Raw genomic sequence first — 11,912 nt, forward strand, 5'->3', positions numbered from 1 at the left:
CGCCCATGCAAAATGAAGATAAACATTGGAGTGATGATGTTGAGATCTTCTCTTCGGGTGCAATTATTGTGCGATTAGAACACAAGAGCTTTCGGTATTTATTACTGAAAGCTTACAATTTCTGGGATTTCCCAAAGGGACAAGTCGAATTAGGTGAAAGTGCAATAGAAGCAACCATTAGAGAAGTGCAAGAAGAGACAACAATTACTGATTTACACTTCCGTTGGGGCTTTGATTTTTATCAAACACCCGCTTACTTTAAAGGTAAAAAAATCGCACGATATCATCTTGCTGAAACACAAAGGCATGAGATTTCACTTCCAATAAACCCTGAATTAGGGCATCCTGAGCACAATGATTGGATATGGGCAACCCGCACACAAGCATTGAAACTAGTCACACCAAGAGTAAGAGAAGCAATCTATTGGTCTGACCTGTTTCTAGCCCACGACCCGAGAATAATATAAAGGCAGTTTGATACACGCAAAACTCGAAATTTATTTTATTAGTTTTATAGTATATAGTAAGAAACACGCTCTATATTGATGAACTGGAGAACACAAATGGCAGCACCACTAACAAAAATTTTATGCATTGATGACGACCAAGATATCCTCAGCATCATTGAGTTTTCTCTATCAGAAGTTGGCGGCTTTGAAGTATTGGCTTGCAACTCTGGCGCTGAAGCACTAGAAAAGGTTGATGCATTTTCTCCTCAGTTATTCCTCATTGACGTTATGATGCCAGGAATGAGCGGACCAGAAGTACTTGCAGAGTTACATAAACAACCACAATATGCGACAACACCTGCAATTTTCTTAACAGCAAATGCAAACTTTGCTGCATATTCAGAAGCTAAACCACCAAAACTATTAGGTGTTTTAACAAAACCTTTTGACCCTATGCAGCTACCTGAACGCATCCAAAAACTTTGGGATGAGTTCATGTAAAATGTCTAATCAAACAATTCTAAAAGTACTGCACGATGCAGGCCAATATTTTCATACCTACTCAGGCAGTACTTTTGTTGTTTTACTAGATCAAGTATCTCAAGAACAAGCAGCATCAATCGCTAAAGACATCGCATTATTATGTGCATTGAATATCAAAATTATTCTCATCGCACCTTCACAACCAATTGGTAAACCTTTCGTCATTGAGTCTGAAGAAAAATTAGAACAATTACTCATTCAAACTCAGGTCACACAACGCAAAGCAGAAGTTTTACTCAATCAAGCATTTTACCAATATCAAATCAGCTCAGCGATTGTTTCAAGTAGTGCTGTCACAACGAAACCTTATGGCATTCATAATGGCATTGATTATGGTTTTTTTGGCAAAGCACGAAGCATTAAAAAAGAGCTGCTCAACCATATTTTAGAAAGCGCATCTTGCTTAATCATTCCAACTTTTGGTTTTGCACCAACAGGTGAAACATTCATCATGGATGGCTTAGAAATGGCAGAAAAAATCGCCAGTAGCTTACAGTGCCAAAAGCTTATGATCCTGACAGAACACGAAGACTTACCACGTGAAATGAATGCAATGCAGGCAAAACTATTAAGTCAAGATGATCATTTATCCCATCAAATACGCACACTAATTCAACGCAGTATTCCTGCTATTGAACATGGCGTTGATCGTATTCACTTGCTCAATAAAAAAGTTGAAGGCGAACTCATCATTGAGTTGCTCACGCGTGATGGCGTTGGCTCTATGATCACCAATGAACCTTATGATGAAATTAAACCTGCTGAATTAACAGACATTCAAGCATTGAAAGCTTTAATGCAACCATTAGAAGATGATGGCACACTGAAAAAACGCAGCATTCAAGATTTAGAAAAAGACATTCATAACTTTTATCTAATGTTTCGTGATAACTCGCTCATCGGCGCTGTTGCGTATTATCCTTATCCTGATGAAAAAACGACAGAGCTCGCTTCTCTCATTGTTCATCCTGATTATCGTAAAGGCAAAAAAGCGAATCAGTTGATGCAATTTGTGGAGCATAAAGCACAAGAAGATGGACTAGAATCCATTTTCTTACTCACAACTCAAACAGCTCATTGGTTCATGGGCAATGGCTTTAAAGAAGCCCAAATCAGCGACTTACCTAAGGATAAATTAGCTGTCTATGATTACACAAGAAACTCAAAAGTCTTCTTCAAAACAATCTAACAGCACAATCATTGCATTGTCTCAACACGCATTTTCAAGTAAACTTTTATTTTTAGATTTAAGTTTACCAAACCATGATAAACCCTCAAAATTTTTCAAAAACAGTATTATTAACAACAGTTTTAATTGCTTTTTTAAGCCTCTTTGCACAGCTATCCATCACAATTGGCATGATCCCAATCACAGGACAAACGCTTGCACTCGGCATCATAGCATCGGTTTTTCCACTTAGAGTCGGATTAGCTGTCGTCTTAGGTTATTTATTGTTAGGTGCATTAGGATTGCCAATTTTTGCCAATCAAAAATATGGCATCGATGCAATCCTTGGCGCAACAGGCGGATTTCTTGTGGGCTTTGTTTTCTATGTGATCACTGTGCGAATATGCCTACATTTCTCGAAAAAATTCATCACATTCATTGCTGCCAACTTATTAGCAACTTTCATCACACTGATTTTTGGTTGCACTTGGCTATATATCAGCAAAGATTTATCCATAATGAAAGTGATCAATGTCGCGATGATTCCCTTCATTGTGCCAGGAATCATCAAATCTACGTTATCCGCAGCGATTGGTTATGGTTCGGCACGATATTATTTAAAGTGTGCGAACAAATAATGTTAAATTCGACTCTTTTGTTTTCATCTCTTTATGGAGATGAAAACCTTCTAATGTCACCACTGGCGCATGAATGGATCGTTCCAGCACAACATATTGAACAGATTGATAAATTGGCAACGTATTAATCAACTCTACAGACTTTTCCAACAATTCAGGCGATCCAAATGGTGGATCCAAAAAAATCAAAGAAAATTCATCATTATTCTTTGATAAAAACTGTAACGCATCGCTATTGACTAACTGAAAGCGATCTCTCTCTTTACAGATATTCTCAACATTGTTACGAACAACCTGAAAAGCTTCTCGATCTCTTTCAACAAAAGTGGAAAACTTGGCGCCACGAGATAAAGCTTCTAATCCCAATGCACCGCTGCCTGCAAATAGATCCAAACAACGCGAACCATACAAAAAAGGTTGTAACCAATTAAATAGAGTTTCACGCATGCGATTGCCTGTTGGGCGCAAACCATCACGATCTACAACTTCCAATAAACGGGAACGATAATCCCCAGCGATGATTCTAATTGTATGTTTTTGAACTTTTGCCATTATTTCGCCAATGTTGTTTTTTCATTTGCCTTGATCCAAGCATAAGTTGCGTCATTCAACTCTTGCACGCTTTTATCTTCGCTTTCGATAAAGTCGCCAATCGTAATATCAATTGTGCCTTTATGCTTTAAAAGCTGTCCTCTTGGCCAAGCCAAACCTGAATTTACACTAATCGGCATCACTGGCGCTTTCAATTTTGAAGCCACTAAAAATGCACCATTTTTATAAGGCACAGATTCATTCGGTAAAACACGTGTACCTTCGGGAAAAATAATAACAGAAATATTGTCAGACAAACGCGCTTTTGTATTAGCAATCATCATCTTCAATGCTTCACGCCCTTCTGAACGATCAATCGCAATCGGATTTAAACGACGCAAACCTTGCCCAAATAAAGGAATTTTCAGCAATTCTTTCTTCAAAACAAAGCAATAGACGGGAAATATCACAGGATATAAGAATGTTTCAAAGGTTGACTGATGATTCGAGATAATGATCGCTGGACGCTCTTTCAATAACGCAATTTTCTCAATACCATTCACACGAAATTTCACACCCACAATCACTTTCAATAACCATAGTGATAATGCACACCATCGTTTAACAATCGGATAGTAACGGCGTTCAGAAACGAAATATGAAAAGATGATCATGAATGGAATGAAGATCAAACCAATCAACATCAATGAAATAAAGAAGATTAACGAACGAATCCATTGAATCATACTAATTATCCTTTAATAGCGCTTCAACGAACGCAAGTAAATTTGAATAAATGGGCAAATCAGGATATTTAACCAACACTTCCGCACTACTCTCTTTGCCATAACCTGTTTCCACCATAATTGGCAAACATTGAGCATTGATCGCAGCTTCTACATCACTCAATTTATCACCCACAAAATAGACAGAATCATCCTGTGGTGAAATATTGAATTCATCCATAATGGATAACAACATTCCAGGATTAGGCTTATGATCAGGATGTGTACGTTCCAATGCAGGGCAATAACGCCAAGCACCAATTTTTGCACCAACATCCGCACAAGCTTGATACATTTTTTCAGTGATCAAAGCGAGCATTGCTTCATCATATAAAGCGCGACCAATGCCACGCTGATTACTGGCAACGCCAACTAAAATTCCTTGCTCATTCAGCAATCGAATCGCCTGAAGGCTCGATTCAATCGGAATCCACTCTTCAGGTGATTTAATATAATCGGGGCTATCGTAATTAATAACCCCATCTCGATCGAGAATGACGAGCTTTGGCAACATATTAGATATCTTGCAACAAAGACAAGTCAGCCATTGCTTTGAAGTATTGACGAATGCGGTTCAATAGATGTAAACGATTTTCACGCACAGCTAAATCATCACACATCACCATTGTATCTATGAAGAACTGATCCAATGGGCCTGCCAATGTTGATAAATGTGACAATGTTTCTACATAGTTATGCTCAGCTGTAGATTTATCCAACGCTGGTGCAATTTCTGTGATCGCCTTGAACAACACTTTTTCTGCATCTTCATTCAATAAGTCAGCATTCATAGCCATTGCTGTTTGATCTTTCAAGTTTTTCTCTAAAATATTCGAGATACGCTTATTAGATTGAATCAAACTATGCGCTGCTTCAGTTTTTCTGAATTCAGTGATCGCATTCAAACGACGCAAAATATCCAATGGATTGTTCAATTCCAATGCTGAAATGGATTCGAATGTATCATGGGCAATGCCCAATTCAGCCGTATAAGCTTTCATTCTTTCTAAAATATAGTTCAATACTTTAGCTTCAACTTCTGGCTTTTGTAATTCTGCTGGCAAGTTCAAGTAAGCAACATTGATTAAATCTTTCAAATCTAAATCAACATTTTGCTCAACTGAAATACGCAAAATACCTAATGCAGCACGGCGCAAGCTGTACGGATCACGTGAACCTGTTGGGATTTGACCAATGGAGAAAATACCGACGATTGTATCCAAGCGCTCTGCGATTGCTAATGCTTGAGCCTCTTTAGTTTCAGGCAAGCGATCGCCTGCAAATTTTGGCCAATAAACTTGCTCCAATGAATGAGCAATACGTGCATCCAAACCTTGTTCAAGTGCATAGTAACGACCCATAATACCCTGCAATTCTGGGAATTCCTGCACCATGTTGCTCAACAAATCTGATTTATATAATTCGGAAGCTTTAGCAACCACATCCACATCTGCACCGATGGATTTTGCAATCACAGTACTCAATGCGCCCACACGATCAGTTTTATCTTTTTGTGAACCCAATTGTGTTTGGAAGATTGTTGTTGCTAAACGTGGCAAATAATCTGCCAAAGGAATTTTCTTATCTGAATTCCAGAAGAAATCTGCATCACTGAAACGAGGACGAATTACGCGTTCATTACCACTGATTACTTCTTGTGGGTTTTCACTTTCAATATTGCTCACAAAGCAAAAATAACGCGTTAAATTGCCATCGTTATCCACGATTGGGAAATATTTTTGGTTATCTTGCATTGTAGAGATCAATGCTTCTTGTGGCACATCTAAGAAATGTTCTTCAAACTGTCCTACCAATACTACTGGCAATTCAACCAATGCTGTCACTTCATCTAACAATGAAGGTTCCATGATTGCTTTACCGTATTGTGCCGTTGCTTTATTCACTTGCTCAACAATACTTGCTTTACGCTTTTCAAAACTTGGCACAACCTTGCCTTCTGTTTCTAGCAATGTTTCATATTGAGTTGGTGCTACAACTGTCAAAGTACCTTCTGTATGGAAACGATGACCACGAGTGACACGATCAGATTTCGCACCCATGATTTCCGTATCAATCACATCGTTACCGTACAATAATACGATCCAACGAACTGGACGAACAAATTCAAATTCATGAGATTCCCAACGCATTCTTTTAGCGATCGGTAATTTATTCAATGCATTCACCAACATTGCAGGCACTAAATCGGCTGTTTTCTGACCAACGATTTTCTCTTCAAAAGCAAACCATTCACCTTTATCCGTCGCAACTTTGATCAATTGATCCACTTCAACGCCGCAACCACGAGCAAAGCCTAATAATGCTTTAGTTGGTTCGCCATCTTTGAAACCCGCAACAACCGCAGGACCACGTTTTTCATTCACGTAATCTGCTTGCTGACCCACTAAATTTTTAATCAACAAACCAAAACGGCGAGGCGATGCAAATACTTCACAACCCTCAAATGCTAATTTTGCCTGTTTCAATTCTGCTTCGATTAATCCTTTGAAATCATTCGACAATGTATTCAAGAATTTTGGTGGAAGCTCTTCTGTTCCAATTTCAATTAATAAGTCTGCTGTGCTCATTCAATTTCGTCCATAAAAGAAAAAACTATAATCCTTTAAGATTATAGTTTTTTAGTTGATTCGGTCAAAGTTTTAACCAATTTTTTCAATTGCTTTCTCTAAACGAGCAAGCGTTCTATCTTTACCAACAAGGATTAAAGTTTCATCCAAGTTCGGGGATGCAGCTCTGCCTACAATCGCGGTACGAAGTGGCATGCCAATTTCACCCATTTTAATGTTCAATGTTTTTGTGAGATCTTTCATCGCAGCTTTTAAAGGTGCTGATGACCAATCTTCTAAACCTGCAAATACGTCACGCAAAGCAATCAAAGTTGGTTTTGATACAGCTGTTAAATGATGTTCTACAGATTCTTCATCGTATGTTAACTCTTCAACATAGAGATATTGAATCATCGCTGCCAATTCAACCATTGTTTGACAACGTGCAACGTGTGCTTTTGCAGCCGCTTCTAAATAAGCCATATCTGTGATTTCGATGCCGATCGCTTGCATATATGGCACTAACAATGCTGCCAATTCAGCAGGATCTTTTTGCACCATGTAATGTTGGTTCAACCATAATAATTTACTTGTGTTGAATGCACTTGCTGCTTTGTTCACATCTTTCAAATCGAACAATTCAATCATTTCAGCCCAAGAGAAAATCTCTTGATCGCCATGAGACCAACCCAAACGAATTAAGTAGTTCAATACTGCTTCTGGCAAATAACCTTCATCACGATATTGAGTAACACTCACAGCGCCATGACGCTTTGATAATTTCTGACCATCATCACCCAAAATCATCGCAACGTGCGCATAGGCTGGCACTGGTGCATTCAATGCTTTTAAGATGTTAATTTGTCTTGGTGTATTATTGATATGATCATCACCACGCACAACGTGCGTAATGCCCATATCCATATCGTCAATCACAACACAGAAGTTGTAAGTTGGCGTGCCATCTGGACGCGCAATGATCAAATCATCCAATTCTGTATTTTGGAATGTGATTGTGCCGTGCACCAAGTCATCAAAGCTTGTTACACCAGTTTCAGGATTACGAAAACGCACAACAGGCTGAACACCTTCAGGAATTGCAGGCAATGTTTTACCAACTTCTGGGCGCCACATGCCGTTATAGCGAGGTTTTTCTTTATTAGCTTCTGCTAAATCACGCATTTTTTGTAACTCTTCTTGCGTGCAATAGCAATAATAAGCTGTGCCTGCTTCTAACATTTCAGCAATCACTTCTTTATAGCGATCGAAACGTTTAGTTTGATAGAAAGGACCTTCATTGAAGTTCAAACCTAACCAATCCAAACCATCAATGATTGCTTCAACAGCTTCTGGAGTAGAACGCTCTAAATCCGTATCTTCAATTCTTAATACTGTCTCGCCTTTATTGTGCAATGCATATAAACAAGAATAAAGGGCCGTTCTCGCACCACCAATGTGCAGAAACCCTGTAGGAGAAGGGGCAAATCGCGTTCTAACTTTCATACTCATCTTTATCTCAAATAATTAAAATTTAACCTTAGGTGCTTCACGTTGTACGTCATCAATCTCATACAATGCACCTGGTTTAAAACTAAATATTCCTCCGATCATATTATTCGGAAAAACCTGCAAGTAGTTATTATACTCCGTTGCATCAATATTGTAAGTTTGACGATGTGCAGCAATTAAGTTCTCAGTTGTTGCTAACTCATTATGTAATGATTGCATCTGGTCATTGGCTTTCAGATCAGGATAAGACTCCACAACCGCCATCAAGCGACCCAATGCACTATTTAATACGCCTTCACTTTTTGAAGCCGCATTCATCAAAGCTGCGTTGCCTAAATCATTTTTCACAGCATCCAAGCTACCTTTTGCCTGCTTACGCGCTGAAATCACAGCTTCCAATGTTTCGCGCTCATGCTCCATATATTTCTTAGCAACTTCCACTAAATTTGGAATCAAATCAAAACGGCGCATCAAAGCAGTATCAATTTGTGCAAATGAATTTTGGTAATTATTACGTTTTAAGACTAAGCCGTTGTACACAGAGATTGTCAGCATTGCTAATCCTACAATGATAGCAACAACAATCATCCAAATGATCAACGCTGTCGTTGATAATCCAAAAAATTCCGCGATATTTGCCATAATACTGTTCTCCGTTTTCTTACTATTATTATTCAACACAGCGAGTGATTATTTATCGTTTGAGTCGTCTTGCAATCCACAAACCAACTTCAAATAACAAAATCGTCATCCCTGCAAATGCCACCTGAGATAAAACATCTGGCGGTGTGACAACTGCAGCAACCACAAAGGCACCAATAATAATATAAGGGCGCTTTGTACTAATTTTATCCACAGACACAACATTCATCAATACCAACAAAATAATTGCAACAGGCACTTCAAATGCTACGCCAAATATAAAAAATAATCTCAGAATAACGGATAAATATTGACTAATATCTGTAGCCATTTCAACACCATCTGGCGTTGTTCCCACTAAAAACTTAAACATGAGTGGCATAACCGCAAAATATGCAAACATCATGCCAGAGTAAAACAGCAAAATACTCGATGAGATCATTGGAAATACAAGTCTGCGTTCTTTTTGGTATAAACCTGGCGCTATGAACAACCAAACCTGATAAATTACCCAAGGCACAGCTATAAAAAATGACAACCATAGCGTCAATTTAATGGGCACCAAAAATGTAGAAGTTACTTCTGTTGCGATCAATTTACTACCATTAGGCAGCGCATCAATCAAAGGCATAGCAACAAAGGTATAAATGTCATTTCTAAACCAAATTAGCCCTAGAAAGATTACAACAACGCCAAGGAGCGCCCTTAAAATGCAACTTCTAAGTTCCATTAAGTGCTGAATTAAAGATTGCTGAGCGCTCTCTTCCTGATTTACATTTGATTCTGTCGTCATAATTAAGATGTGCGATTTAATAAAAGTTCTTGAACCACTCTCGAGCCAGATACTCCGACCAAGAGAACAACAAATGCGATTAACGCATATTTGGCAGCAGGTTTACCGCGCAATCCTTTAAAGTGATGCAATGCCAACAAAGTGATAAAAATAATCAACGATACAATGGATAAAATTGATCGATGAATGAATTGTTTATCAAACCAATTATCAATAAAAGAAACAGCCGTTAACAAGCTTAATGCTAATAATACAGCACCAATTCCCATTAACTGGAATAACCATTTTTCCATACTCATCAACGGTGGTAAATGATTTAAAAAATAACCTGTTGGCTTTTTCAAATAACTATGGCGAAGCACAATTAATGCCGCTTGTACACCAACCACCATCAACACTGCATAGGCAATAATGGATAAAACTATGTGCAAGCTCAAAATAGGGCGCGCACTATTCAGCGTCAATTGCGAATCGTAACTCTCTGAAAGCACCAAAGATATGATCGCCAGAATAAACAGCACAATAGAAATATCAGGATGCTTACGGATATTCGGCAATATGATCATCAAAGTTGCCAATATTGTTAACGAAAAAGCATTGGCCGCACCAATATTGATACCACCTTGACTCACTAAGTCTTGGCTCAACATCCACGCATGCAAAATAACCGCCGACCATGCAAAAAACACGCCGACTTTAATACAATTTCTAGAGATCTTTCCTTTCACAAAACAGAAAATGCCCAATATCGCTATCAGGTAACATGTAATGTTTGCTATGAAGAGTAGAGTATTCATAATCTTATGGATCAACATTGTTGAAGAATGACTTTAAAGGAATGCCTAATTAAAGTAAACTAGGCGACTATCTAGACTATAATACACTAATTTAATACATTTCTGAGGCATTATGTTTGAAAATTTAAGTGATCGTTTACGCCAAACGATGAAATCACTCCGCGGACAAGCGAGACTAACAGAAGATAATATCAAAGATGCTCTGCGCGAAGTTAGAATGGCGCTTTTAGAAGCAGACGTTGCTTTACCTGTTGTGAAAAGCTTCATTGAGCGAGTTAAAGAGCGCGCTATTGGCCGCGAAGTTATGTCGAGCTTGAACCCTGGGCAAGTTTTAGTCAAAGTGGTCCATGAAGAGCTTATTGCAGTGATGGGCGCTGAAAATGCAGAGTTGGATTTACGCACACAACCGCCAGCAGTGATTTTGATGGCAGGTTTACAAGGTGCAGGTAAAACAACAACGACAGGTAAATTGGCTGTATTTTTAAAAGAAAAGCACAACAAAAAAGTTATGGCTGTCAGTGCGGACGTTTATCGCCCTGCCGCAATCGAACAATTGAAAACAGTTGCTGGCAAAGTTGGCGCTGAGTGGATTCCATCTGATCCTTCTGAAAAACCTGTGGACATCGTTTTACGTGCAAAAGATTGGGCCAAGAAAAGTGGCGCTGATGTTTTAATCGTGGATACAGCAGGCCGTTTACACATTGATGATGTGTTGATGGATGAAATCAAAGGCATTCATGCGGCGGTTGATCCTGTAGAAACACTATTCGTTGTCGATAGTATGACAGGTCAAGATGCTGTTAATACAGCTAAGGCATTCGATGAAGCATTGCCATTAACTGGTGTTGTTTTGACAAAAGTAGATGGTGATGCACGCGGTGGTGCAGCCTTGTCTGTTCGTCAAATCACAGGTAAGCCAATCAAATTTATCGGTATGGGTGAGAAATTGGATGCATTAGATCCTTTCTATCCAGATCGTATGGCTTCTCGTATTTTAGACATGGGTGACGTTGTTTCATTAGTCGAAGAAATTCAGTCCAAAGTAGATCAAGATAAAGCTGCTGAACTCACTGAAAAATTCAAAAAAAATCAACAGTTCGATTTAGATGATTTCAAAACTCAAATGGAACAAATGCTCAACATGGGTGGAATCAATACTTTCTTAGATAAGCTACCTGGCATGGGTGATATTTCTCAGAAAGTTAAAGATAAAGCTGACGACTCTGTTTTCCAGAAGAAAATTGCCATCATCAACTCAATGACATTAAAAGAGCGTAAAGATTACAAACTATTAAAAGCACCTCGTCGTATGAGAATTGCTAAAGGCTCAGGTGTTGATATCCAAGATGTTCACCGTTTAGTAAAAGAGTTTGAACAAATGCAGCGCATGATGAAAGAGTTGAAAAAAGGCGGTATTGGTAAAGTGATGAGATCTTTCCAAGGTATGAAAAAATTCATGCCTAAGTAACTCGAATATACGCACAATAAAA

13 protein-coding genes are annotated in these 11,912 nt (G+C 38.6%); 5 read left to right on the plus strand and 8 right to left on the minus strand.

Going from position 1 to position 11,912, the window contains the following annotated elements:
* Positions 1–5: 5 nt before the first annotated feature.
* From ACA100_RS02360 to ACA100_RS02375, 4 genes are all read left to right on the plus strand, one after another.
* Positions 6–467 (plus strand): NUDIX domain-containing protein, encoded by a 462-nt coding sequence (locus ACA100_RS02360; RefSeq protein WP_481078412.1) that lies wholly within the window; start codon positions 6–8, stop codon positions 465–467.
* Between the two features lie 96 nt (positions 468–563).
* A complete protein-coding gene (locus tag ACA100_RS02365) occupies positions 564–950 on the plus strand; it encodes a response regulator (RefSeq protein WP_481078413.1) in 387 nt (128 codons plus the stop codon).
* 1 nt (position 951) lies between these two features.
* Complete coding sequence (gene argA / locus ACA100_RS02370; protein WP_481078414.1) at positions 952–2,181, plus strand: amino-acid N-acetyltransferase; 1,230 nt, start codon at positions 952–954, stop codon at positions 2,179–2,181.
* Between the two features lie 74 nt (positions 2,182–2,255).
* Positions 2,256–2,798: a biotin transporter BioY gene (locus ACA100_RS02375; protein WP_481078415.1), complete on the plus strand. Its 543-nt coding sequence runs from the start codon at positions 2,256–2,258 to the stop codon at positions 2,796–2,798.
* Here the strand turns inward: ACA100_RS02375 and rsmD are convergent.
* From rsmD to ACA100_RS02415, 8 genes are all read right to left on the minus strand, one after another.
* Entirely contained in the window at positions 2,778–3,350 is a 573-nt protein-coding gene (gene rsmD, locus ACA100_RS02380) for a 16S rRNA (guanine(966)-N(2))-methyltransferase RsmD (protein ID WP_481078416.1), read from the minus strand. The two genes, ACA100_RS02375 and rsmD, sit on opposite strands and share 21 nt — an antisense overlap.
* A complete protein-coding gene (locus tag ACA100_RS02385) occupies positions 3,350–4,075 on the minus strand; it encodes a lysophospholipid acyltransferase family protein (protein ID WP_481078417.1) in 726 nt (241 codons plus the stop codon). The genes rsmD and ACA100_RS02385 overlap by 1 nt, the downstream gene beginning before the upstream one ends.
* A 1-nt stretch (position 4,076) precedes the next feature.
* A complete protein-coding gene (locus ACA100_RS02390; RefSeq protein WP_481078418.1) occupies positions 4,077–4,628 on the minus strand; it encodes a D-glycero-alpha-D-manno-heptose-1,7-bisphosphate 7-phosphatase in 552 nt (183 codons plus the stop codon).
* 1 nt (position 4,629) lies between these two features.
* Positions 4,630–6,702, minus strand: a complete 2,073-nt coding sequence (gene glyS / locus ACA100_RS02395) for a glycine--tRNA ligase subunit beta (protein ID WP_481078419.1) — start codon at positions 6,700–6,702, stop codon at positions 4,630–4,632.
* 72 nt (positions 6,703–6,774) lie between these two features.
* Positions 6,775–8,184, minus strand: coding sequence for a glutamate--tRNA ligase (gltX, locus tag ACA100_RS02400; RefSeq protein ID WP_481079093.1), 1,410 nt, complete (start codon positions 8,182–8,184; stop codon positions 6,775–6,777).
* 21 nt (positions 8,185–8,205) lie between these two features.
* Positions 8,206–8,832: a LemA family protein gene (locus ACA100_RS02405; protein ID WP_481078420.1), complete on the minus strand. Its 627-nt coding sequence runs from the start codon at positions 8,830–8,832 to the stop codon at positions 8,206–8,208.
* Between the two features lie 52 nt (positions 8,833–8,884).
* Entirely contained in the window at positions 8,885–9,625 is a 741-nt protein-coding gene (gene tatC, locus ACA100_RS02410; protein ID WP_481078421.1) for a twin-arginine translocase subunit TatC, read from the minus strand.
* A 2-nt stretch (positions 9,626–9,627) separates the two neighbouring features.
* Positions 9,628–10,353: a cytochrome C assembly family protein gene (locus ACA100_RS02415; protein WP_481078422.1), complete on the minus strand. Its 726-nt coding sequence runs from the start codon at positions 10,351–10,353 to the stop codon at positions 9,628–9,630.
* Positions 10,354–10,534: 181 nt separating this feature from the next.
* Between ACA100_RS02415 and ffh the strand changes: the two genes are divergently transcribed.
* Entirely contained in the window at positions 10,535–11,890 is a 1,356-nt protein-coding gene (ffh, locus tag ACA100_RS02420) for a signal recognition particle protein (protein WP_481078423.1), read from the plus strand.
* The last annotated feature ends 22 nt before the right edge of the window (positions 11,891–11,912 follow it).

Source organism: Wohlfahrtiimonas sp. XWW7, from assembly GCF_056716055.1.

Bases quoted from the DNA above. Each gene is read 5' to 3' on its own strand.
- ffh (WP_481078423.1), top strand. From the start codon at position 10,535: ATGTTTGAAAATTTAAGTGATCGTTTACGCCAAACGATGAAATCACTC.
- ACA100_RS02365 (WP_481078413.1), top strand. From the start codon at position 564: ATGGCAGCACCACTAACAAAAATTTTATGCATTGATGACGACCAAGAT.
- glyS (WP_481078419.1), bottom strand. From the start codon at position 6,702: ATGAGCACAGCAGACTTATTAATTGAAATTGGAACAGAAGAGCTTCCA.
- ACA100_RS02375 (WP_481078415.1), top strand. From the start codon at position 2,256: ATGATAAACCCTCAAAATTTTTCAAAAACAGTATTATTAACAACAGTT.
- argA (WP_481078414.1), top strand. From the start codon at position 952: ATGTCTAATCAAACAATTCTAAAAGTACTGCACGATGCAGGCCAATAT.
- tatC (WP_481078421.1), bottom strand. From the start codon at position 9,625: ATGACGACAGAATCAAATGTAAATCAGGAAGAGAGCGCTCAGCAATCT.
- ACA100_RS02385 (WP_481078417.1), bottom strand. From the start codon at position 4,075: ATGATTCAATGGATTCGTTCGTTAATCTTCTTTATTTCATTGATGTTG.
- ACA100_RS02390 (WP_481078418.1), bottom strand. From the start codon at position 4,628: ATGTTGCCAAAGCTCGTCATTCTCGATCGAGATGGGGTTATTAATTAC.
- ACA100_RS02360 (WP_481078412.1), top strand. From the start codon at position 6: ATGCAAAATGAAGATAAACATTGGAGTGATGATGTTGAGATCTTCTCT.
- rsmD (WP_481078416.1), bottom strand. From the start codon at position 3,350: ATGGCAAAAGTTCAAAAACATACAATTAGAATCATCGCTGGGGATTAT.
- gltX (WP_481079093.1), bottom strand. From the start codon at position 8,184: ATGAAAGTTAGAACGCGATTTGCCCCTTCTCCTACAGGGTTTCTGCAC.
- ACA100_RS02405 (WP_481078420.1), bottom strand. From the start codon at position 8,832: ATGGCAAATATCGCGGAATTTTTTGGATTATCAACGACAGCGTTGATC.